This is a genomic window from Enterococcus sp. E5-37 (genome assembly GCF_035726925.1).
GTDB lineage: Bacteria > Bacillota > Bacilli > Lactobacillales > Enterococcaceae > Enterococcus_B > Enterococcus_B faecium.
Genome location: NZ_JAPMLG010000004.1, coordinates 177,052 through 200,373, shown reverse-complemented (window position 1 = coordinate 200,373; position 23,322 = coordinate 177,052). Strand labels below are relative to the sequence as shown.

Below are 23,322 nucleotides of genomic sequence, written 5' to 3'. Positions count from 1 at the left end.
GCGATGCAGAATGGTTCGGGTAAAGGGATTGAATATAGGAAGCGGTAGACCAAAGATTTGTGCGCCTCTTATCGGGGCCGTCCGAGAGGAAGTATTACGTGAAGCAGTTCTTGCACGTGAAGCAGGGGCCGATTTAGTCGAATGGCGAGTCGATCATTATCGTGAAGTTTTTTCTTTTGATGAAGTAGCAGAAACATTGGTTCTTATCCATGAGATGCTTGATGGACTGCCGTTATTATTTACGTTTCGTACCTTAGCTGAAGGCGGAGAACAAGACATATCGATCCGTCAGTATCGCGACCTTTATGAACATGTGATACACACAGGATTAGTAGATATGGTCGATATCGAGTTGTTCAAAGTAGAAAGTCTAGGAAAAAGACTGATAGAGGAAATCAAGTCTTTAAACATTCCTTTAATTATCAGTAGTCATGATTTTAAAGAAACACCAGCAGACCCTGTCTTGCTTTACCGATTGAATGTTATGGAACATTTTGGAGCCGATATCGGAAAACTGGCAGTAACTCCCAATAATGAACGAGATGTTTTGCGGTTGATGGAGTTGACTAGACGGGCAAATGCTTTTGTCTCCATGCCTATTATTACGATGTCCATGGGAAATCTTGGTAAAATTTCTCGTCTGGCTGGCGGAACGACGGGTTCCGTTATGACATTTGGTTCCTTAAGCAGCGATTCTACTTCTGCTCCAGGACAATTACCGGTCAAAGCATTGAAGCAAATTATTCAATTATTAAATGAACCGTTGTAGAACAAGTTTGAGGTGATATTTTTTGGCAAAGAAAAAAATAGTAAAAACGAATGCAATCCGTATGGTCGAACAAAAAAAGATTCCCTATACAGAGCACGAATATGAGTGGGACGAAAGCCACCTAAGTGCGTCATCGGTCGCTGAACAGCTTCCAGAAAGCCAATCTCGTATATTTAAAACACTGGTTGCTGTGGGCAATGTGACGGGGCCTCTTGTTGCTGTGATACCGGGAGAAGCCGAATTGAATCTAAAAAAATTAGCAAAAGTTTCAGGGAATAAAAAAGTAGAAATGCTCCATTTAAAAGATTTGGAAGCAACGACCGGATACATACGTGGTGGCTGCTCGCCTATAGGTATGAAAAAACTATTTCCTACTTATTTAGATCAAATTGCAGAAAGCTATGAACAAATCATTGTCTCGGCTGGCAGAAGAGGGCTACAGATGGAGTTAGCACCTCAAGATATCTGTGCATTAACGAGCGGACAATTTGCAGATATAAAACAATAAATCATACGTATAAAAGAAAGAAGGAGGCCGGGATGTTGTTTGCCCAGTCTTCTTCTTTCTTTTTTATACATTATGCTCTTTGCCCAGCATTCATTCCTGCTACATGCCCTGTAGCGAAAGCCGCTGTGATATTAAAGCCGCCAGTATAACCATTGACATCCAGTAATTCTCCCGCAAAATACAGACCATCAATGATTTTACTCTCCAACGTTTTAGGATGAATTTCCTTTAGAGAAACCCCTCCGCCAGTTACAAATGATTTCTCAATAGGAAAAGTCTTGTTGATTGATAGCTTAAACTCTTTGCATAATTGAACGAAATCTTGAATTTGTTTTTGAGAGGCTTGTTGTCCTGTCAGATGATCCATTTCAAGCCGCTCAAGAAAGAAAACTAACAACCGCTCAGGTAATAAACCGTGCCAGGCATTTACCAAGTTCTTTTTGGTGGTTTTACTTTTTTCTGTCAATAAATGAATAAGCTCTTGTTTGGTTTGTGTAGGGAAACAATCCAGAGAAAGTGTCACTGGTTCTCCCGTTTTCTCTAATTCTTTATTGACAAAACTTGAACAACGCAGTGCAGCCGGACCAGAAATACCGAAATGGGTGAAAAGTAAATCCATCGTATGTTCAGTCAATACACGACCTTTTTTATTTAAAACGCGTAAAGTGATGTCTTGTAAAGAAAGCCCTTGAAGTGTTTTCTCCTGAATATACGGTTCATCCGATATCAAGGGGGACTCTGTCGCATAAAGAGGCGTCACCGTGTGACCCACTCGCTTCACGATCTTGTACCCATCTCCAGTAGAACCAGTAGATGGATAAGTCCGTCCACCAGTTGTTAAGATAACGGCAGGAGCATGAAACTCTTCGAATTCCGTGCGTATACCGTAAATTTTATGTTCTTTGTGGATCAATTTCTCTACTCGAGTAGAGAATAGAAGCGTCACATCTAGTTCTTTCAGACGATTGAGCAATGCTTCGATAATCGTTTTTGATTTATTTGTTACAGGAAACATCCGTCCATGATCCTCTTCTTTTAAATGTACGCCTTGTGATTCAAAGAAGTTCATGATATCGAAATTATTCCATTGCGCAAACGTACTATATAAAAACTTTCCATTTCCAGGAATATGTGCAATCAAATCATCAACAGGACGATTGTTCGTAACATTGCACCGACCACCACCTGTCATCAGTAGTTTTTTTCCTGCTTTTTTGTTTTTTTCGATCAAGAGTACGCGTGCGCCTTGTTCAGCTGCACTGATCGCTGCCATCATCCCGCTTGTTCCAGCGCCGACTACGATCACATCATACAGTTTTTCCATTCCCTCACCTCAAGGAAAGTGTAGCATATCTGAAGAAAGAAAACAGAAAAAAATGTTTTGAGCCAAAAGAGAAAATGAGCTAAAATGGGGGAAGATAAGCAAAGGAGCGTGGAACGATGACAAACGCAACAGAATATGTTCAAGCAATTCAAGAAAAGCTACATCAAAAGGATCAAGGGCAAGAAGAATTTTTACAAGCAATCGATGAATTCATGCCCACGGTTATGTCTTTTTTGGACACTCATCCCGAATATATCGAAAAGAATATCTTAGAACTTTTAACGGAACCAGAAAGAGTTATTCAATTTCGAGTGCCTTGGCAAGATGATGAAGGAAACTGGCGAGTAAATAGAGGCTACCGTATCCAATACAATTCAGCTATCGGCCCTTATAAAGGTGGATTGCGCTTCCATCCTAGTGTCAATCTAAGTATCTTAAAATTTTTGGCTTTTGAACAGATTTTCAAGAATAGTTTAACCGGTCTGCCAATCGGTGGAGGAAAAGGCGGAAGTGACTTCGATCCTAAAGGAAAATCTGATAATGAGATCATGCGTTTTTGTCAAAGTTTCATGCTGGAATTGTCAAAACATATCGGCCCATCGATTGATGTTCCTGCGGGAGATATCGGTGTAGGAGCTAGAGAAATCGGCTATTTGTTCGGCGAATATAAACGATTGAAAAAATATGATACTGGTGTGTTGACAGGTAAACCTTTGGATTTTTGGGGAAGTAAGATACGTACGGAAGCTACTGGTTATGGATTAGTGTATTATGTCAAACATCTATTGAACGAAGAAAAAGATTCATTTAATCAAAAAACAGTTTTTGTTTCCGGAAGCGGGAATGTAGCCATTTATGCAATCGAAAAAGTGCAAGAGCTAGGCGGGAAAGTTGTTACATGTTCAGATTCTAGCGGGTACATCTATGATCCAGAAGGAATAGATGTGAAACTATTGAAAGGAGTCAAAGAAATCAATAGACAACGTTTGACGGAATACGCAAACCAACGTCCTTCTGCTATTTATCATGCTGGAGAATCTGTTTGGACATTGAAAGAAAAAGCGGATATCGCTTTGCCATGTGCTACTCAAAATGAAATAGACGAAAGCTTGGCCGAAATCTTAGTAGAAAATGGGATCAAAATCGTAGCAGAAGGCGCTAATATGCCATGTACAGTAAAAGCTGTTTCTGTTCTTCATGAAGCAGGCGTGTGGTATTGTCCAGGAAAAGCTGCTAATGCTGGAGGAGTGGCAGTATCTGCTTTAGAAATGAGTCAGAACGCCCAGCGATTGACTTGGGAAAGAGAGCAAGTGGATGAGCAGCTGGATCAAATCATGGAAACGATTTACCATGCGTGTCGCCAAACAGCAGCCGAGTACGGCGACGAAAAAAATCTGCTTCTTGGAGCAAATGTTGCTGGATTTGAAAAAGTTGCCAAAGCAATGGCAGCAGAAGGTTTAGTTTGAAAAATGAAACTTTCTTGGAAATATTGTCAGCATTTTGTTTATTTGCTTGAAAAATAATAAAAAAAAACGTAAAGTATTACCTGTAGAGTAAACCTATAAGGAGGAGAACAAATGGCACACATTCATTTTGACTATTCAAAAGTAGCACCGTTTGTCAACGAACAAGAGTTAGGGTACATGCAAAGCCAAGTAACAGCAGCCCACAACGAATTACGGGAAGGTACTGGCGCAGGAAGCGACTTCCGCGGCTGGATCGATTTACCAACGAACTATGACAAAGAAGAATTTGCACGTATCAAAGAAGCAGCTAAAAAAATCCAATCTGATTCTGAAGTATTAGTTGTTATCGGTATCGGTGGTTCTTATTTAGGCGCTCGTGCAGCGATTGACTTCTTGAATCACACATTCTTCAATTTATTAGATAGCAACACAAGAAAAGCACCACAAATCTTCTTTGCCGGAAATTCAATCAGCTCAACATATATTGCTGACTTGATCGAAGTAATCGGTGATCGCGACTTTTCAGTAAACGTTATTTCAAAATCTGGAACAACTACTGAACCAGCGATTGCGTTCCGTGTATTCAAAGAGCTTCTTGTTAAGAAATATGGACAAGAAGAAGCAAACAAACGTATCTACGCTACAACAGATAAAGCAAAAGGTGCAGTTAAAGTAGAAGCAGATGCAGAAGGTTGGGAAACTTTCGTGATTCCTGATGACATCGGCGGACGTTTCTCTGTATTAACTGCTGTTGGTTTGTTACCAATCGCTGTTAGTGGTGCAGATATCGATGCATTGATGCAAGGTGCCGCTGATGCAAGCAAAGCATACTCAAGCGACAAACTAGAAGAAAACGAAGCTTACCAATACGCAGCAATGCGTAACATTCTTTACCGTAAAGGCAAAGTAACTGAGTTGTTGATCAACTATGAACCAGGAATGCAATACTTCTCAGAATGGTGGAAACAATTGTATGGTGAATCTGAAGGAAAAGACCAAAAAGGCATCTATCCTTCAAGTGCAAACTTCTCAACTGATTTGCACTCTTTAGGACAATTCATCCAAGAAGGACGTCGCAATATTTTTGAAACAGTTGTGAAGGTTGAAAAACCTCGTAAATCAATCACAATTCCTGAACAAGCAGAAGATTTAGACGGTCTAGGCTACTTGCAAGGAAAAGAAGTGGACTTCGTAAATACAAAAGCATTTGAAGGAACATTGCTTGCTCATACAGACGGTGACGTGCCTAACTTGCTAGTCAAAATTCCAGAAATGGATGCTTATACATTGGGTTATACAATGTACTTCTTTGAAATTGCTGTAGGTATTTCAGGTTACTTGAATGGAATCAACCCATTCGACCAACCAGGTGTAGAAGCTTACAAGAAAAACATGTTCGCACTTCTAGGCAAACCAGGCTTTGAAGACCTTGCCAAAGAATTGAACGAACGCCTGTAAGATAAGGTTTTTTCGCTAGATTTAAAAAATCAGTGATAGAAACATGTTCGCTTCTAAATAAAATTAGTGATAGTTTTAGTGATAGCGAACTTAAAAAAAAGCACTCAATTTGAGTGCTTTTTTATTTGCTCTTCTATATAGTTTTCTAGTTGATTCATTGATCTTTTTTTCACTTCGGGAGAAATATGGGCATAGACTTGTGTAGTAGAAATATCTTTATGACCTAAAAAATCTTTGATATCTTCTAATAAGGACTGGAAGAACAGGAAAGTGACTTCGAAGACCCATTCTATTTTTTTGTTTTCTAAAATCAACAAAAAAAGCACTCACTTCGAGTGCTTTTTACGATATATTCTTAGCTTAAGATAGGCCTAATTTTTCTTTTACAGATGAGGGTACCTTATCGCTGGTAATTACTTTTTTCTCTATGATCCGCTTTTCGCTTGCTTTCAACTGCAAGATCGTTCCTTCGGGGTAAGCAGAACCATTGGCAGAGTCACCAGAAGTAATGACATCGAAATCTAACTGTCTTTTTTCACCGTTTTCAGCATAAGCATCTACGTTGTATTTAAAACCTCTTCCAATTACTTCCCCATTATCTGCTTTAATATCAGTTTCTGCAGGCATTGGAGCTTTGACTACCGCATAATAATCTTTACCTACATAAGTAGACTGATAGTAGTCCCAACCTTTCCATCCTATAAAAGCAATCAATATGATAACGATCAACCCTAACATTTTTTTCATGAAAGATCTCCTTTTTTATTTTTATTATATTAAATATTATACAGATAATAACGGAATATTATCATCGAAACAGCTAACAAAATTGTCATAAAAAACGAGATGGTTGATATTAGAACTTGTGTTTTTGTTTAGGTCTAGAGATAAAGAGAGACAATTTCCAAATATATGTAATGAATACAAAAAGACGTTTGTCGCGGATTACCGTTACAAACGTCTTTTATTGATTTTCCGAGATCTCATCAGTCGCCATTTGGAATGGTTCACTCCTTATCTAGATTCGTTTAATGCTCGGACTGCTTGTTCGATTGTAATACCAAACGCAACGTTATTTTCGTTTTGTGCATCAATCGCCATAAAACGGTTAGAAGTTGTATCAAAAGCTACGCGGTATTGCATATTTGTTTTTGTAAACGTCATAAAATTCATCTCCTTTGTAATGTAATTTAGTTCTTGAAAGTTTCCTTTAAACTTTCGAACTTATACCAAGTTTAGCATCGTACGTTTTTTGATGCAATTAAAAAGCATTTATCATTTTCCTTATTTATTTTTTCTTAAATGGTTTAGCTATTTTCTTTTAATCCGATAAGTAGCCCAATCATCAAGGTTACAAATACTATTGCTTGAATATAAATCATATGCTCACCTCTTTATAAATAACTTAGCAATATAAAGAAAAAAACGCACGAACAACATAGGAATATAAACAAACGTTTTTGTCACAACGTCTAAGATCGTGTTAAAAAATAGTTATCTAAAAAGCAGAAAGATACTCAAAATAAAAAATAAAAAAATGAATAAAAACGTTTTCAAATATAAGGTAATTTGTTATTATAAAATAAAGAAAAACAAAATAAAAATAAAGAAAAGAGGGAATGAAATGGTAAAAGCAGAAGTAGGAAGATCTTATATATGCAAACCGATCGGAGTATCTCATGAACTAATCGGCTGTATTGAACGTACATATATCAACACGGCTGTCGTGTATGTTGAAAGTTATGACCAACGAGACTATCAACTTATCAATGAAAGCAAGTATCGCATGCTCGTAAAATTCTGTGATATTAGCGCACCTACTGAATTGGTTTCTTAAACAGTATTTTTGAGAATTCGCAAGAACTCCCTTATAATATAAATAAAGACAGAAGGGAGCGAGAAGATATGCCAAAAAGAAAAAGTTCAGGGAAAATGGGAATTATTCTTGCAGTGATCTCTGCAATTCCTGCTATTTTAGCTATTGTTCGTGCGATGAAGGAATCAAGAGAAAGTTAAGCACACATTATGAGCGTCAAACAAAAAACGCATATACCTGCGGTGGCAGGTTATGCGTTTTTTGTTGTATAAAGACTTTTTTCATTAACGATTTTTGATTAGCCGACTCCCAAAACAAAATTTAGCAGTTTATCTGAATAAGTGATTTCTTCATCTGTTTGTTTCACACTTTCATTTAGTAGTCCCATCTCATCGGTTATGATACCATCCACACCATAAAACATCATGCGACTCATGGCATCTGAATCGTTGATTGTCCATACATATACTTCTTTTCCGTCTTGGTGGGCAGAATTAATGAAGTTACGGTTGATCGTACTATATTCCATTGTCAGAAAATCAGCAGGCGTCACAGGGGGCCCAACAATATTGAAAGGTAAGATGTAGCCCACATAAAAGTTTGGTTCTGCTTCTTTTAAATCTGAAACGGTTTGGTACGTCAAACTTTGCAAAATATGATGGTTCTCTAAGATAACTTTGCGGTATTTATGGACAAATCGTTCGACAAGGTCATCCGAATCTTTTTTAGAGGTCTTGATCTCAATAAGTAATTTTTGGTTTAGCTTATGTGCTTTTTCCAAATAAGAATCAAAAGAACAAACAGGGGCTTGCACTCCGTTTTCAGTAACTGTAAGATTTGTCAATTCTTTCAATGTAAGATCCTGTGGTGTTCCATTTACCCCTGTTAAGTGACGAAGATTTGCATCATGCATCACTACGAAATGACCATCTTTTGTTTCCTGAACATCCATCTCTACATAATCAGGATGATAGTCTCTGCTTGTTTTTTCAAGTGCTTCTAAAGTATTTTGCGCCCCATTTTGGGTACTCACACCTCTGTGAGAGACAGTCACTGGTTTTGTCTGAACAGCTGAAGTCAGATAATCCATATTGTAAAGACAGACGCCAATACCGAAAAAAACTGCAAAAAGAGTCAAACCAGTGTTTTTCAGCGCAGAGAAACGCAAGTTGGGGGCTTGTGGGATAAACCACTTAGGGATCTCAGGCAAGAAGCCTTCGTCATCCATGAAATCAACAATGATATAAAAAATCCCTACGGTAGACATCACGATATTGAATAATAAAATCCCTTGTAAAAGCGTCATAGCAAACACAGCGCTGATCAATGCATAGTCTGGGAAAAATTGTTCAACCATACTTTGTGCCAAAATAACAACGATATATCCTAAAGAAGAAAGGAGTAAAATCGTACCGCCAATCACAATAAATTGGCCCGTGATGGCCAAAAGACGCGATTTGGTCAATGACCAGCTTTCCCGAATGGCTGCTCGAAAAGGACGATCTCGTAGAATCATTTCCGGTAAAGCAAAAATCAGTCGAATCCCAATATAGCCAAGGAAAATATAAACGAGTAAAAAGGAACTGACGATGATCCAACGGTTAGCAAAAATAAAATCCATAATGAAAGCGGGGATTTTTATTTTTGACAGTAGATCAGAATTAAAACTTAATCCGCTGATCGGTAGAATCAATAAAAAATAAGCAAGGAAAAACAAAAAAGTAATGGGTCTCACTTTCTTCAGCTGAAGTATCGTCAAGTGTAAGAGTTGCTTCAAAGAGATTGGTTCTTTCTTTTTAATAAAAAAGACACTCATCAAAAGAAAAGTAAATTCGAAATAAACTAACAGTAAAATCATCATCAAAACTACGATTAACGAGAGTAGAACTCCAGGATGTTGAGAAAAAATTGAAGGAATATTGTCATAAGACAAATAGTCAATTGCCCCTCGGTGTAAAATAAAACGGGTCGTACTGCTCAATAAGGGTAAACAAATAAATAAAATAAAGCCATGCATCAGCAAGACATCACGGAAATAAGCTTGTGTTCCTTTTAAAAAGTCCCAAGCATTACCTAAGCTACGTTTTAAATAATTCATCCTATCACCTGCTCTTCACATTGTAGCGCAAATCTAATGAAAAAGGAAAGGGTGCAGTGTGTTTTGCAGCCCCTTTCCCAGATTTAACATTGTCAATCAATGACTAATTTTGCAAAATAAATATTATCCAAGAAGACCACTTAGATATTGGCCTCCATAAATCAAGGCCATACTATATAAGAAAATCGACAGTGGTTTAGCAATCAAAATGATTAGTGTATATCGTTTCACTGACATGTTTGTCAATCCAGCCATCAAACATAACGCATCGTCAGGAGCAACTGGAAGAAAAATAGCTAGAGCAAACAGCTTCTCAAAGCGGTTTTGATTATCCAGCCAGCCAATATATTTGTTATATGTCTTATCGCTAATCATGGAAAGTATGAATGGCTTTCCATAACGACGCCCTAGCAGAAAAATGATAATCGAACCAATGCAGATTCCAATATAGTTATAGATAAATCCAGCATAAGGGCCAAATATCAGGACACCAGCTGCAGTACTGATCCCTCCAGGAATGATTGGAATAACTACTTGCAGGATTTGGATGAAGACAAAAATAATCGGTCCTAAAATGATGGAATCACCTACTAATCCTCTTAACGCATTCAAATCTTTGAAAACACCTAAATTAATAAAATAAATCGTCAGCGCGATTGATAGGCCTAATCCGATAATGGATATGAAATTTATCAGTTTTCGAGAGGCAGCAATATTCATTATTCATCAACTCCTTAGAGGTTCTTTGTTAACTATACTTTACTAGAAAAGCAACTAACTGCGCCATTTTTTGATATGACAGAAAACAAACAATTTTGTAAGTTCATCATAAGTATAAAAGATTGATCTCAAAAAAACATCCAACTAAAGACTTATTTAATAACTTGTTTTTTTTTAAATAAAAAAAGCGTTAGCAACTATGCTTAAAAAGCATATCGACTGAATAAACTAAGCATTGGACAGGCTGAAAGACTACATTTAAAATGAAATGCGAAGAAACAATAGAAAATAAAGTTGCCTTAGAACCATAGTTGAATCACCTAACAGTCGTGAAGGGAGAATAAGAGAAATGGCAGAAAAACAAACCGCAGGACGAGATCAATTAGGAGATTTTGCACCAAAATTTGCAGAATTGAATGATGATGTTTTATTTGGACAAGTATGGTCCAGAGAAGAATTATCTGCTCATCAGCGTAGTATCATCACCATATCTTCATTAATTTCAGGAGGAAATTTTGAACAATTGCCAGCTCATCTGAAGATTGGCAAACAAAATGGCATTACTGGTGAAGAAATAGCAGAAATCATTACCCATTTAGCTTTTTATGTAGGATGGCCAAAAGCTTGGTCAGCTTTTAACTTAGCAAAAGAAATCTATCTAGAAGGAAACAGCGTAAACAAGAAAGAGGCGTAAATGATGACAAAATACGAAGAAATACACAATGGCGTGATTTTTCCAGCAGGGGAAAAAAACGAAGCTTACGCTCAGGTATTTACTGGGCAAAGCTATCTGAATATGTTAGTGAATGATCCCGAAGTTTCTGTTGGTGTAGGGAATGTAACATTTGAACCAGGTTGTCGCAATCACTGGCATGTCCATACAGATGGATATCAAATCTTACTTGTGACTGGCGGAGAAGGATGGTACCAGGAAGAAGGAAAGCCAGCAAGACGATTAAGAGCTGGAGACGTTGTGGTGACGCACAAAGGAATCAAACACTGGCATGGTGCTACAAAAGACAGTTGGTTTGAACATTTAGCGATCACTTCCGGAAACTCAGAGTTTTTAGAACCTGTAACAGATGAAGTGTATGAAGGATTGGAAAATCAATAATGTCAAGCTTGAACAGCTCCTGAAAGTAGATTGTAATCGAACTTTCAGGAGCTGCTTTTTTGATTCAGCCTTTTATAAATAGAAAATAGGGTTAATAATAGGAACGAGGAGAAGCACGTCGAAAGATCTTAATATTGATAATCGGCTGGGCGTACATGATTTCCACGTCATCAATCAAACTACCTAACAGATGATAATCTTCCCGATCATGTCGGGGATTACCTAATAGTTCCTGATAGTAGATTTCCATACTAGGATCCCGAGGATTGTTCAGCAAATCAGCAAGTACATCTAAATCTTCTGGCTGAGTTTCTGCCGTACCCTGTATCTCTATGAAAAGCCCTTCCTCAGCAAATTCTACTCCAATACGTATTTCAGTTATTTCATGGGAATATAAATAAGTAAGAAGCTCATCGATGATTCTTTTTGATAATTCTTTTTCCAAGTGTCTTTTTTTCCTTTCTGACAGCGGTAAAGTTATCTAGTATCGGTACAAGGATACCTGCAACGAAACCAGTTGAAAAACCACTGTTATATAGATTTAGTCCTCCGTGTAAAGTGCTGACGTTATGGACAAGAGCAATATGTAGCACACCAGCTATTACACCGTAAAAACTGCCGTAAAAACCGCTTATGGGCGCGAGACCTGTCCCAAACACAGCTGCCACAAGCATGCCAGTACTGGTGATCTCATGAAAAGTTCCAAACAAAGAAGCAATAAATATTCCGACTAGTATCGGAAAACTGTTTTTTAAATGACAACCAAAAGCACTGAAACCAACCGCAGATAAAATAGCACCGATGACAGGTCCATTTAACTGACCGCCAACCAGTAAAACATAAGAAGACAGCATCAGACCAACTAAGCCCATGTTGATCAAAGTAGCACCAATACCAGAATTAGCAATGAAATCAGTTGTCAATTTTCCAGATGAATCGAAAATCTCTCGAATCCCCGAAAGCCGAAAGGAATTATAATAGAAACCAATTCCGACTGTCAGCGAAAAAAAGCCAAAAATAATCCAAATGAGAGGAAAGTGATATTCATTGGAAACCAATGTATTTTCGACGATTGAATAGCTGAATAACCTCAAAACAGCAGTAAAAGTCATCGCAATCAACCCAGAGGTGAATCCAATATTATAAAGTGTGAATCCACGATGGAAAACTAAAGTTTGAGCAGCTAAGGGCGGAAGAAGTAGACCAATTGCTATGCCAGCTAAATTCCCCAATAAAATACCTATCAGTAAAGGAAAACGCATACCAAAAGTGATATAACTAACGACCGGTGATAATGCGCTACCAAACAGTCCGATCATGATGTACTGAGAAAAAGGTTTATTGACAAATACAGCGTATAGATACACACCTAAAATGATTGAGATAGAATTATAAAGGTTTTTGCCAAAAAAAGAGAAACCGGTAACTGTTAGAATCGAAGCAAATAAGGGACCGTTTAAAATCACCTTGTGCCGATAAGCTAAAAGCACAGAAAGTAAGGTCAAAATCCCTACATTTATGAATGCGCTTCCGAAACCGCCTAAAGCAAAATAATCTGTCAAAAGATTGCTTGGCGAGGTAAGAATAGTTAGCAATCCACTCCAATTATCAGTAGGAGTACCAGAAAGCAAGCCAATAAAAAGAAAAAAAGCACCTGTAAAACCAAGATAAAAATACTTTCTTTTCTGTGAAACGATTCGTTTTTGAGGATGAATATAAATAACGTCAGTTTCGTTTTCCATTACACACCTTCTTTTTCATTTTCTTTAACTATAACTTGAAATGAAAGATTTGGTCAACTATCATTTAGGTCAAAACTAAAAATGTAAGGGAACCCATTGAATTTAACCAAATTTTTTTAATTTTGCAAAAAAAGTTAAAGAAGACTGAGAAAAAAATTTAAAATATAACGTTTTGAGTAAAATGTTTGCAAAAAATGCTAAAAATAGGGTACAATAAAACAACATATACTGCAGTAAAGAAGTGGGGGAGTTTTAATGAGAAGAAAAGTCTATACCAAGGATCAAATTCTAAAAGCTGCTTATGATGTTGTTGCAAAGGAAGGGTTTAAAGGATTTACTGCGAGAAATATTGCTAAAAAGATGGGGATTTCGACACAGCCGATTTATCTGGAATTCAAAAACATGGAAGATTTAAAAAATACGTTGCTGGATTCTATCTTTGAACAACTAAAAGAAGATGTTTTCCCTATTGAACGTACTGGTGATAAAATCATTGATCTCGGTTTGAACTATATCTACTTTGCAAAAAAGCATCATAGTCTTTACATGGCATTGTACATTGATGAACATGGGGACGGAAAGAAAATGCATGATTTTTCATACAATTATTTCTGTGAAATAGTTAAAGAAGATGAAAGATACAATCAATTATCGGATGAATATGTCGATGCTCTGCATACTGGTACGTGGGTAGCAGTGACTGGCTTAGCGTCATTGATGTCATCAAATATCATGCATCCAACAGAAGAACAAATCATTGCACTGATCAAACGGACAATTGACTCGATTTTAGCATTAGATAATCCTGAAATAATCAGATAGTGTTCTATCAGTATGAATTTGATCGGTAAGTCCGTTGGCTGCAAACTGTCAATGGACTTTTTTGCTAAAAAAAGCGATTTCTGTTATTTATCTATTAGAAATAGGCTTGACATTTCGTGGAAAAAGTTTAAAAATAGTACTTACGGAAGGTTGGCAGAGTGGTAATGCACCGGACTCGAAATCCGGCGAACCGGCTAATACCGGCGCGCAGGTTCAAATCCTGTACCTTCCTTATATCAACGATTAGAGGTTGTAAAGAAGCTGTCCTGCATCAAGTAATAAGAACGGCCAAACAAAAATAGCTTTTCCTATTTTTTCGTTTGGTTGGACTTATTACCGCAGATGCAAGCTTTTGAACACCGTTTGTTCGGAATAAGGGGCTGTGACAAGGCTTTTGTCACAGCCCCTTATTTTTGTTGTACTTTTAGCCTACAATATTTTTTGATTCCCCCTGAGTACTATTTTTTATAAATGCTAGTAAATCAATCTTCTTTGGCCTTTTTTTTGATAAAAAAAATACTAGATGTAAGATAAAAGTGTAAAAACGATTTGTTTTAGGAGGGAAAACGATGTGTACCGCAATCACTTATGCGACGAAAGACCATTATTTTGGAAGGAATTTTGATTATGAGATGTCTTATAATGAAGTAGTCACTATTACTCCAAGAAATTATCGTTTCGATTTTAGAAAGGTAAAAAATTTAGATAAACATTATGCAATGATTGGGATAGCAGCTGGGGTAGCCAACTATCCACTCTATTATGAGGCTACAAATGAAAAAGGATTGAGTATGGCAGGACTGAATTTTCCTGGCAATGCTGATTATAAAGAATTACAAGAAGGAAAAGATAACGTTGCACCATTTGAGTTTATTCCATGGATACTAGGGCAATGCTCAACCATAGACGAAGCTAAAGAATTATTGACTACTATCAATCTAGTCAATATCGATTTTAGTGAAAAACTACCCTTGTCACCTTTACACTGGTTATTAGCTGATAAAGAAAAATCGATAGTAATTGAAAGTATGAAAGATGGACTTCATTTATATGATAATCCTGTCGGTGTGTTGACAAATAATCCACCATTTGATTATCAATTATTTAATCTGAACAATTATCGCTCGCTATCAAATGGAACACCAGAAAATCATTTTTCAAACCAGATCAGCTTGGATGTTTATAGTCGTGGGATGGGAGGATTGGGCTTACCTGGAGTTCTCTCTTCTGTTTCTCGATTTGTAAAAGCCACATTTACTAAAATGAATGCTGCATCAGGTGATTCAGAATCTGAAAGTATCAGTCAATTTTTTCATATACTAGGCTCAGTCGAGCAACAAAAAGGAGTATGCGATACTGGAGAAGGAAAATACGAATATACGATTTATTCTTCTTGCTGTAACGTTGATAAAGGGATTTATTATTATCGTACGTATGAAGACAGTCAAATTACTGCTGTAAATATGAATAAAGAAGACTTGGATCGTCATGAATTGGTCAGTTATCCAGTCATAAAAGAGCAACAGATAAACTATGTCAATTAATTAATGAATAGATCCGTTTGGTATCATATTTTCTGATACAGTCATAATTAGACACGATCTTTAGGTCGTGTCTTTTTTTGCTGGTTTTTTTGGAAATAGCATCCACTAATATTTTTTTAACACGAAGAGAATAAGATAGCCTCAAAAAAGAAAACATGGTAAATTAGATATTGGGACTTTATTTTCTGTAAAAACAGAAACTTTCATCTTTTGTTTTCACGTGACGAAACTGTAAGAGAGAAAATATTCGTCCGCTATTTATTCTATGATAAGATGCATATGAATGAAATAAACAGTAATTTTATATTAGGATGTGAAAGTTAAATGTGCGGTATTGTAGGTTTTGTTAACGACAAGGACAACAAAAAAACAATTATTAATACAATGATGGATCGAATCGTTCACCGTGGACCTAATAGTTCAGGAGAATATATCGATAAACATGTTGCTTTAGGATTCAGAAGATTAAGTATTATTGACTTAGAGGGCGGTACTCAGCCTATTTACAATGAAGATCGGACAAAGATCATTATTTTTAATGGCGAAATCTATAATTACCAGCCTTTGAGAGAAGAATTGATTGCAGCTGGCCACGTTTTTCAAACACATGCAGATACAGAAGTCCTTTTGCATGGTTACGAAGAATGGGGAACAGAATTATTGCAAAAGATCCGCGGAATGTTTGCTTTTGCTATTTGGGATAATGAAAAGAATGAGTTATTCGGTGCAAGAGACCACTTTGGGATCAAACCATATTATTATGCAGAAATGAACGGAACATTTATGTTTGGTTCAGAAATCAAAAGTTTTCTGCCTCATCCTGATTTTAACAAAGAATTGAACAAAGAAGCGTTGAAACCTTATATGACTTTCCAATATTCTCCATTAAACGGCGAAACATTCTTCAAAGATGTCTATCGTTTGCCTGAAGGCCATTATTATACGTATAAAGATGGAAAACTAGACATTCAGCAATATTGGGATGCAGATTTTGAAACAAAAGAAACGCATTCCCGACAAGAATGGATCGAAAAAATCGACGAAACCGTTCAAGCTTCTATTGAAGCACATACGGTCAGTGATGTAGAAGTTGGTTCTTTCTTATCCAGCGGGGTTGATTCCAGTTATGTAACCTCTGTATTGAAACCAGATCATTCTTTCTCAATCGGGTTTGATGATAAAACCTATAATGAAGCGATTGAAGCCAGAAAACTAACCGAACTATTGGATTTAGATAATACAGCAGCAGTGATCGACGGAGACATGTCGTTCAAAGCATTCCCTTTGATCCAGTATCACTTAGATGAACCTGATTCAAATCCTTCTTGCGTACCTTTGTACTTTTTAGCAAATCTTGCTTCACAAAGCGTGCGGGTAGTCCAATCTGGAGAAGGGGCGGATGAACTGTTTGCGGGATACCAAACGTATGGATTCCATACGAATTCAAAATTCATCCGTGTGATTGCTCAAGGATTGAAAAAATTACCAAAAGGAACACGCTATAATTTAGGACGTAAAATCGGAAAAATGAAAAATTTCCATGGACGGATCCATTTATATGAATCACTTGCTCCTGCAAAAGAATATTTTATCGGTCATGCTCGAGTGTTCGAAGAATCAGAAGCATCAGAAGTGTTGACACCAAAATATCAAACAGCACCATCTGTGGATGAAATCATGACTGTTCATTACGAGAAAACAGAAGGAATCAAAGATGAAGTCAATAAGATGCAATATGTCGATCTTCATCAATGGATGCCAAAAGATATCTTGTTGAAGGCAGATAAACTTTCTATGGCAAGTTCTTTGGAAGTCCGAGTACCTTTATTGGATATCGAAGTCATGAAATTGGCTCAACAAATACCAAGTAAGTTCTTATTGAATCAAAACAACACAAAAGATATTTTCAGACAAGCTGCGAACAAACATCTTCCGGAAGAATGGTCGAATCGTGTGAAATTAGGATTCCCTGTGCCAATCAAAGCTTGGTTGAAAGAAGAACACGGCTACGAACAAGTCAAAGCATTATTCGAAGCAGATTTTGCAAAAGAATTTTTTGATCAAGAAAAAATCATGAAGTTGCTAGATGACCATCACGAAGGACGTAAAGAAGAGCAAAGAAAAATCTGGACAATCTTCAGTTTCTTGACATGGTATAAAGTCTACTTTGTAGATGAAACGATTCCGCAAGCAGAAGCAATCGACTATGTGACTGTTTGATGAAAATCAAATATCAATAAAAAATAGGTTTGCTCCTACCGTTTAACACCGAGTGATAAGAAACAATTAAAAAAAACAGCTCTTCCCGTTTTATAGATATTATGACTTGTGGTTCGGATTTGGCAGAGGAACACCATTGTTTCGAACATAAGGGGTTGTGACACGATTTTCGTCACAACCCCTTTACATATGTTCAATAATCGATTTCTTTTTCTTTTGTCCCATCTTTTTTATAAATGACCAAAGTTGATTCTTTGTTTTGTGCTACTTGCTTTCCTTTTTCGATCGCTTCTTTCTTTGTATCAAAATGGTTGCTAGCCTTTTTTGCTCCTTTAGATTTCACGATCCATTGTTCTTCGGCATATTCTACGATCACATCTGAATCAAGCAATTTTCCGGCACGAGGATTCGTATCATGTTTATCCGACTTACTTGGATTTTTTTCTTTTTCGAATGTTCGTCTTTCTGATTCACTAGCATTTTCATACCACTCTTTTGCTTGATCAATGGCAATTGGGATCGCACGGCTATCAGGGTAACCCTCATCTAATAGAGCATTTGCGATGTCGATCGCCTTTTTTCTTGTCAGTTTATCTAAGTTTTTCATTGATGCAGGAAAGTCCTTCATGTTCCATGGCATATTAGTATCCCCCTTTATTTAAAAAAACATAGTCTCTATAAACAAGTGTAAGGGTATTTATACAAAAAGAAAAAGATTTTGTCTGAGAAGTAAAACCGTTGTATTTATCGTCAAGTAGTTTTACTTAACAAAATCGTGAAAAACACTAGCAATCTGGAAAAAATCATGGTAAGATAATCAAGTCTGAGAGTCATCTTAGAGGATTCTTGTAAAAATGGGAGGGAAAATCATGCGCGTAAACATCACTTTAGAGTGTACTTCTTGTAAAGAACGTAACTATCTAACAAGCAAAAACAAACGTAACAATCCTGATCGTTTGGAAAAACAAAAATATTGCCCACGCGAACGCAAAGTTACTTTGCACCGTGAAACAAAATAATGTTTTTAAAGTTCTCAATTCCTTGCTGGTCAAAGAATTGAGACTTTTTTTATCTCAAAACATCTAAAATCATAAGGAGCGGATAATATGTTTATTTCCATGTGGGCACAAGATAAAAATGGTCTGATCGGCAAAAATGGTTTGTTACCATGGCGATTGCCAAATGATATGCGTTTCTTTCGCGAACATACAATGGATCGAATTTTAGTGATGGGAAGAAAGACCTATGAAGGAATGGGGGATCTTTCACTTCCTTATCGTCATATCATCGTGTTGACAACGCAACCAAATTTCCGTACGAAAGAAAATGCGGAAGTAATGCATTCGATTGATGAACTTTTGTCGTATAGTCAAACGATCTCAGAAGATATCTATGTTTCGGGTGGTAGTCGGATTTTTCAAGAACTTCTTCCTTACACTGGTCGGATCTGGCGAACATTGATCGATAGCACGTTTGAAGGCGATACGTATATTGGGAATATTGATTTTTCAGACTTCGCCCTTATAGAGGAGTATGAGGGGATAACGGATCAAGAAAATCTATATGCCCATCGTTTTCAAAAATGGGAAAGAGTAAAAAATAGGGTTGCTTCAAAAGAAGAATAAAATCTATGCGTCTAGTTTGTTAATAAGAACAAAAGCATCTCACGACTAATCGTGAAGATGCTTTTTTTAGTTAAAATCAATTTAGTTTTTCTTTGATATCATTGACCATTTCCTGACTGGCAATAGGTCCGTTATATAGCCAGCTAGATTCAGGTCCGAATTGCAGTACATGATTGTCTGTCACTGCTTTAAGATTCTTCCAGCTTGGTTCATTGAACATGGCAGCATCTTTGTCACTGTTCACAAGGATGATGTAGTCAGCATCTAATTCAGCTAGCTTTTCAGAGGAAACAGCAGACCAGTCAGAAGTGGCTTTTTTGGAGACCTCTTCCACTAGATCAGGAACACCAAATTCCAGATCGTCGTATACGATTCTTCCACTTGACCGATTTTTGCTGACCATAAAGGCTGAGTTGTTGGTCACCCACAACACTGCAGCTGTCTTGTTCTCGATTTTATCTGCTAGTTCTTCTCGAGTTTTCTTGATGGATTTTTGATAATCGGAAATGATTTTTTCTGCCTCTTTTTCTTTTGCCAAAGCTTTGCCGACATCTTTTAGTTGTTCTTCCCATGTGACATCTGTTCCGTTTTTTACAACATAAGTTGGCGCGATTTTGCTATATTGTTCGTATTTCCCGCCTTCGACAGTAGCGGAAGAAGAAATCAACAGCAAATCAGGTTCAAAGCTTAACACTTTCTCATAAGGAAGGTCATAAGAAATCGTTGGGACATCCTTTAAATCATCTTGCAGATAATCTTGAATGGAACCACTGCCAACAGTCCACTGGGCGATAGGTTTTTCCCCTAGTGCAATCAGATAGTCTTCTAAGTAACTGCCGATGATCCGTTTGGGCGCGTTTGGAATCTCTACTTTATGTCCAAGTGTATCTGTGACTGTATGAGTACTATTGGATGAAGTCGTCGAATTGGCAGTTGTAGCTGTTTCTTTATCTGAAGAGGGGGAGCAAGCGCTCAGTACTCCAGCCAGCAGCAATATGCTAGATAATGTGAATACTTTTGTTTTTAATTTCATTTCTTTCCTCCTGACATAATTGAGAATCTTTCTCATTGGTTATTATTCCTGATATTTCGAACGCTGTCAACCGCTTCATTTGGCTATAGATATGAAAGTAGCGCTTGACGAAATGTTGAAACAGCGTCATAATTGAGAATGATTTTCAGCGAAAGGATGGGTGAAATGACGAGATTAAGAGCAGCTGACATTGCAGCCGGCTACGAAAACAAAAAAATCATTGAAAACATGTCTGTTACGATTCCTGAAGGGAAAATCACTAGTTTGATTGGGCCAAATGGAAGTGGAAAATCTACTTTATTGAAAAGTTTTACCCGTATACTACCTGTGAAATCAGGAAAGATCATTGTCAATAACTCTGATATCTCTACATACAGTTCAAAAGAACTTGCAAAAAAAATTGCATTATTAGCACAAACTAGTGAACACCCTACAGGTATGACAGTAGAAGAAGTAGTATCTTACGGACGATACCCTTATCAAAAACTGTTCAGTGGCATGGACACGCAAGATCATGAAGCAATCGAGTGGGCGTTGGATGCTACAGGTCTAGCTGGATTTCGTATGCGGGATATCGCAACGCTGTCTGGTGGACAAACCCAGCGTGTCTGGATCGCTATGGCGCTTGCTCAGGAAACAGATATCTTGATCTTGGATGAACCGACAACATTTTTAGATCCGGCACACCAATTAGAGATCCTACAGTTATTGACTGAAATCAATCAAATGAAACAAACAACGATCTTGATGTCGATTCATGACATTAATCATGCTTCACGTTTTTCAGATTATTTATTAGCAATGAAAAACGGTAAGTTGATCACAGAAGGTACACCTGAAGAAGTGATCACAAAAGAGTGTATGAAAAAAATATTTGAGATTGATGCAACGATTGTCACGCTTCCAAGAACAAATAAACCAGTTTTTCTAACCTATGATTTGTTGCCAAAAGAGCAGGAGGATCAATTATGAGGACTATGAAGAAAAATAGACTCCTGCTTTTGGTCTGTTTTGTTCTTTTGATTATTTTTTTTGTTGCTCTTTCAAATGGCGCAGCGACTGTGGGAAAAGCAGATTTTTGGCAGGCGTTGTTTGATTTTGATAGATCAAAACAAAGTCACCAAATCATACGAAATATTCGTTTGCCTCGTGTGGCGGGAGCATTTCTTGTAGGGAGTTGTTTTGCATTGAGCGGTGCATTGATGCAAGGAGTGACAAGAAATCCTTTAGCAGATTCAGGCTTACTAGGAATCAACGCGGGTGCTTCGTTGGCAATGGCCCTTAGTTTTGCTTTTTGGCCTAAAGCTTCTGATTTTTCTGTATTTCTAATGTCATTGGCAGGTTCTTTTGCTGTAACTTTGCTCGTATTTGGTTTTTTGCAGTTTTCGAAAATGGGCATGAATCCTTTACAGCTGATTTTAGCTGGCGTAGCTATTAGTTCTTTTTTTACTGCTATCAGCCAAGCACTGACCCAATTCTTTAATCTGCAGCAGGATCTTGCTTTTTGGTTTGTAGGCGGAGCTGCCAATATCACATGGAAACAATTAGCAGTATTGTTTCCTTTATATATACTTGCTGTTTTGGTTTCTTTTTCATTAGGAAAAGCAATATCTTTGATTCATTTGAGTGAAACACATGCATTAGCTCTTGGAAGTCATCCTAAACGAACGCGGTTGATTGTTTTCTGTCTAGTCGCAGTGTTGGCAGCCATAGCAGTTTCGTTAGTCGGTCCAGTCTCCTTTATTGGACTGTTGGTTCCGCCAGTTGTTCGTGGAATGGTTGGAACGGACTATCGTTATGTTCTACCTGTCTCTTTTTTAGTTGGCGGTGGATTGGTTATGTTGGCGGATTTTACAGCGAGGATGATCAATCCCCCTTTTGAAACACCTTTTGGATTAGTCATTGCATTGATTGGCGTTCCGTTTTTACTGATACAAGTAAGGAGGGAACAACGGTGAAAAAAATATATTGGACGTTTTATTTCTTGCTTTTTGTACTTGTCATCCTGTCTATAGGTAGTTTAATGATTGGTACGCCTTTTATTTACCTGGATCAGCTTTTTGCCACGTTCATAGGGAAAGAATCATCTTCTTTGGCGCTGATTGTTAGAGAATTTCGAGTTCCTCGATTACTGATCAGTTTATTAGCAGGAGCTTGTCTTGGCGTTTCTGGTTATATCTTGCAAGGAGTAACAAGAAATGAATTGGCAGATTCTAGTATATTGGGCATTAATGCCGGAGCAGGATTTTTAGTGATGCTTTATTTAGGTTTCTTTTCGCACTATTCGCTGCCGTTTCTATTGCTAGTTGTAGCCTTTCTAGGTGGTGTTTTAGCTGCTTGCTGTGTCTATCTTGCGGCCTATGATCGAAATGGCTTTTTGGGTATGAATCGAATCTTATTGTCCGGTATTGCCGTTAATGCCGGCCTTTCTGCATTAACATTGCTATGCACGATCCAATTATCTAAGGAAAATTATGGATTTGTGAATGCATGGTTAGCGGGATCAATCTGGGGTGCGAGCTGGCCTTATGTTTGGGCATTGCTTCCATGGGCGGTTATCTTAATTCCGCTAGGAGGACTTTATGCACAGAGGATTGGATTGCTATCATTTGGTCAAGAACGCGCGCAAGGATTAGGCCTTAACGTGGCTAAAAGTCAAAAAATCCTTTTGTTGTTAGCTGTTGCTTTGGCAAGCGGTAGTGTAGCGGTGACAGGTAGTTTATCTTTTGTAGGACTACTAGCTCCTCATGCTGCGAAGCTAGTCGTACGTAAAGAAAATAACTGGACCTTTGTTCTGAGCGGTTTGTTCGGTTCCATTTTTGTGCTTAGTGCAGATATGGTTGCTAGAGTGATTCTACCAAGTGGGGAAGTACCTACAGGAATTTTGATTGCCCTTTTTGGTGCGCCATATTTTCTGTATGCACTTTTTATCAGACAAAAACACGCGCTGAACAGTTGAAATTCATTAAAAAAGGAAGGTCAATCATTTCTAGGTCTTCTTTTTATTCTATTTATGCATTTATTTGAAAGTTCGATTGCTATTTTTCTTTTTTTCCTATACCA

25 protein-coding genes and 1 tRNA gene are annotated in these 23,322 nt (G+C 37.4%); 16 read left to right on the top strand and 10 right to left on the bottom strand.

Translation table 11 applies throughout. From position 1 onward, the window contains the following. Positions 1-10 precede the first annotated feature (10 nt). Together aroD and ybaK are read left to right on the top strand one after the other, a co-directional pair. Entirely contained in the window at positions 11-769 is a 759-nt protein-coding gene (gene aroD, locus OS138_RS05030) for a type I 3-dehydroquinate dehydratase (protein ID WP_002293935.1), read from the top strand. A gap of 22 nt (positions 770-791) precedes the next feature. Next, positions 792-1,277 carry a Cys-tRNA(Pro) deacylase gene (gene ybaK / locus OS138_RS05025; protein ID WP_002288577.1) on the top strand — a complete coding sequence of 162 codons (486 nt, stop codon included), beginning with the start codon at positions 792-794 and terminating at the stop codon, positions 1,275-1,277. Between the two features lie 70 nt (positions 1,278-1,347). Here the strand turns inward: ybaK and OS138_RS05020 are convergent, their stop codons facing one another. Then, the gene (locus OS138_RS05020; RefSeq protein WP_002293934.1) at positions 1,348-2,601 is read right to left on the bottom strand and encodes an NAD(P)/FAD-dependent oxidoreductase; all 1,254 of its coding nucleotides are present in this window, start codon (positions 2,599-2,601) and stop codon (positions 1,348-1,350) included. 116 nt (positions 2,602-2,717) lie between these two features. Here OS138_RS05020 and gdhA point away from each other — a divergent pair, with 116 nt between their 5' ends. Together gdhA and OS138_RS05010 are read left to right on the top strand one after the other, a co-directional pair. Further along, on the top strand, positions 2,718-4,067 hold the full coding sequence (gdhA, locus tag OS138_RS05015) for an NADP-specific glutamate dehydrogenase (protein WP_002293933.1): 1,350 nt from the start codon (positions 2,718-2,720) through the stop codon (positions 4,065-4,067). Between the two features lie 111 nt (positions 4,068-4,178). Further along, the gene (locus OS138_RS05010) at positions 4,179-5,525 is read left to right on the top strand and encodes a glucose-6-phosphate isomerase (protein ID WP_002288574.1); all 1,347 of its coding nucleotides are present in this window, start codon (positions 4,179-4,181) and stop codon (positions 5,523-5,525) included. Positions 5,526-5,629: 104 nt separating this feature from the next. On the opposite strand, the gene OS138_RS05005 is transcribed toward OS138_RS05010, so the two are convergent. From OS138_RS05005 to OS138_RS04995, 3 genes are all read right to left on the bottom strand, one after another. Next, positions 5,630-5,818, bottom strand: coding sequence for an integrase (locus OS138_RS05005; protein ID WP_080115581.1), 189 nt, complete (start codon positions 5,816-5,818; stop codon positions 5,630-5,632). A 67-nt stretch (positions 5,819-5,885) separates the two neighbouring features. Continuing rightward, complete coding sequence (locus OS138_RS05000) at positions 5,886-6,272, bottom strand: YxeA family protein (RefSeq protein ID WP_325069761.1); 387 nt, start codon at positions 6,270-6,272, stop codon at positions 5,886-5,888. Between the two features lie 267 nt (positions 6,273-6,539). Continuing rightward, positions 6,540-6,689, bottom strand: coding sequence for a hypothetical protein (locus tag OS138_RS04995; protein WP_002293931.1), 150 nt, complete (start codon positions 6,687-6,689; stop codon positions 6,540-6,542). 460 nt (positions 6,690-7,149) lie between these two features. On the opposite strand from OS138_RS04995, the gene OS138_RS04990 reads away from it, so the two are divergent. Then, positions 7,150-7,362 (top strand): hypothetical protein, encoded by a 213-nt coding sequence (locus OS138_RS04990; RefSeq protein ID WP_002293930.1) that lies wholly within the window; start codon positions 7,150-7,152, stop codon positions 7,360-7,362. 277 nt (positions 7,363-7,639) lie between these two features. Here OS138_RS04990 and OS138_RS04985 read toward each other — a convergent pair whose 3' ends face one another. Both OS138_RS04985 and OS138_RS04980 read right to left on the bottom strand, forming a co-directional pair. Beyond that, positions 7,640-9,439, bottom strand: coding sequence for a glycerophosphoryl diester phosphodiesterase membrane domain-containing protein (locus tag OS138_RS04985; RefSeq protein ID WP_002293929.1), 1,800 nt, complete (start codon positions 9,437-9,439; stop codon positions 7,640-7,642). A 123-nt stretch (positions 9,440-9,562) separates the two neighbouring features. Further along, positions 9,563-10,159, bottom strand: coding sequence for a TVP38/TMEM64 family protein (locus OS138_RS04980; protein WP_002287776.1), 597 nt, complete (start codon positions 10,157-10,159; stop codon positions 9,563-9,565). A 349-nt stretch (positions 10,160-10,508) separates the two neighbouring features. On the opposite strand from OS138_RS04980, the gene OS138_RS04975 reads away from it, so the two are divergent. Both OS138_RS04975 and OS138_RS04970 read left to right on the top strand, forming a co-directional pair. After that, complete coding sequence (locus tag OS138_RS04975; protein WP_002293927.1) at positions 10,509-10,853, top strand: carboxymuconolactone decarboxylase family protein; 345 nt, start codon at positions 10,509-10,511, stop codon at positions 10,851-10,853. Continuing rightward, positions 10,854-11,273, top strand: a complete 420-nt coding sequence (locus OS138_RS04970; RefSeq protein WP_002306407.1) for a cupin domain-containing protein — start codon at positions 10,854-10,856, stop codon at positions 11,271-11,273. A 91-nt stretch (positions 11,274-11,364) separates the two neighbouring features. On the opposite strand, the gene OS138_RS04965 is transcribed toward OS138_RS04970, so the two are convergent. After that, on the bottom strand, positions 11,365-11,718 hold the full coding sequence (locus OS138_RS04965) for a hypothetical protein (RefSeq protein WP_002293923.1): 354 nt from the start codon (positions 11,716-11,718) through the stop codon (positions 11,365-11,367). Then, positions 11,684-13,015 carry a DUF1576 domain-containing protein gene (locus OS138_RS04960; RefSeq protein ID WP_002293921.1) on the bottom strand — a complete coding sequence of 444 codons (1,332 nt, stop codon included), beginning with the start codon at positions 13,013-13,015 and terminating at the stop codon, positions 11,684-11,686. The genes OS138_RS04965 and OS138_RS04960 overlap by 35 nt, the downstream gene beginning before the upstream one ends. 255 nt (positions 13,016-13,270) lie before the next feature. Here OS138_RS04960 and OS138_RS04955 point away from each other — a divergent pair, with 255 nt between their 5' ends. From OS138_RS04955 to asnB, 4 genes are all read left to right on the top strand, one after another. Further along, on the top strand, positions 13,271-13,837 hold the full coding sequence (locus OS138_RS04955; protein ID WP_002302607.1) for a TetR/AcrR family transcriptional regulator: 567 nt from the start codon (positions 13,271-13,273) through the stop codon (positions 13,835-13,837). 144 nt (positions 13,838-13,981) lie between these two features. Further along, a tRNA-Ser gene (locus OS138_RS04950) sits at positions 13,982-14,069 on the top strand. A 337-nt stretch (positions 14,070-14,406) separates the two neighbouring features. Next, a complete protein-coding gene (bsh, locus tag OS138_RS04945) occupies positions 14,407-15,381 on the top strand; it encodes a choloylglycine hydrolase (protein WP_325069760.1) in 975 nt (324 codons plus the stop codon). Between the two features lie 324 nt (positions 15,382-15,705). Continuing rightward, a complete protein-coding gene (gene asnB, locus OS138_RS04940) occupies positions 15,706-17,601 on the top strand; it encodes an asparagine synthase (glutamine-hydrolyzing) (RefSeq protein WP_002293915.1) in 1,896 nt (631 codons plus the stop codon). Between the two features lie 193 nt (positions 17,602-17,794). Here the strand turns inward: asnB and OS138_RS04935 are convergent, their stop codons facing one another. Next, the gene (locus OS138_RS04935; RefSeq protein WP_002293914.1) at positions 17,795-18,241 is read right to left on the bottom strand and encodes a DUF2188 domain-containing protein; all 447 of its coding nucleotides are present in this window, start codon (positions 18,239-18,241) and stop codon (positions 17,795-17,797) included. Positions 18,242-18,455: 214 nt separating this feature from the next. Between OS138_RS04935 and rpmG the strand changes: the two genes are divergently transcribed. Both rpmG and OS138_RS04925 read left to right on the top strand, forming a co-directional pair. Then, positions 18,456-18,620, top strand: a complete 165-nt coding sequence (gene rpmG / locus OS138_RS04930) for a 50S ribosomal protein L33 (protein WP_002293909.1) — start codon at positions 18,456-18,458, stop codon at positions 18,618-18,620. An 87-nt stretch (positions 18,621-18,707) separates the two neighbouring features. After that, on the top strand, positions 18,708-19,226 hold the full coding sequence (locus OS138_RS04925; RefSeq protein WP_002296121.1) for a dihydrofolate reductase: 519 nt from the start codon (positions 18,708-18,710) through the stop codon (positions 19,224-19,226). 76 nt (positions 19,227-19,302) lie between these two features. Here OS138_RS04925 and OS138_RS04920 read toward each other — a convergent pair whose 3' ends face one another. Continuing rightward, positions 19,303-20,259 carry an ABC transporter substrate-binding protein gene (locus OS138_RS04920; RefSeq protein WP_002293906.1) on the bottom strand — a complete coding sequence of 319 codons (957 nt, stop codon included), beginning with the start codon at positions 20,257-20,259 and terminating at the stop codon, positions 19,303-19,305. A gap of 165 nt (positions 20,260-20,424) precedes the next feature. On the opposite strand from OS138_RS04920, the gene OS138_RS04915 reads away from it, so the two are divergent. The 3 genes from OS138_RS04915 to OS138_RS04905 are packed head-to-tail and all read left to right on the top strand — an operon-like array spanning position 20,425 to position 23,218. Continuing rightward, complete coding sequence (locus OS138_RS04915) at positions 20,425-21,231, top strand: ABC transporter ATP-binding protein (RefSeq protein ID WP_002293905.1); 807 nt, start codon at positions 20,425-20,427, stop codon at positions 21,229-21,231. Then, positions 21,228-22,217 carry a FecCD family ABC transporter permease gene (locus tag OS138_RS04910; RefSeq protein ID WP_002293904.1) on the top strand — a complete coding sequence of 330 codons (990 nt, stop codon included), beginning with the start codon at positions 21,228-21,230 and terminating at the stop codon, positions 22,215-22,217. The genes OS138_RS04915 and OS138_RS04910 overlap by 4 nt, the downstream gene beginning before the upstream one ends. Continuing rightward, complete coding sequence (locus OS138_RS04905) at positions 22,214-23,218, top strand: FecCD family ABC transporter permease (RefSeq protein ID WP_002293903.1); 1,005 nt, start codon at positions 22,214-22,216, stop codon at positions 23,216-23,218. The genes OS138_RS04910 and OS138_RS04905 overlap by 4 nt, the downstream gene beginning before the upstream one ends. The last annotated feature ends 104 nt before the right edge of the window (positions 23,219-23,322 follow it).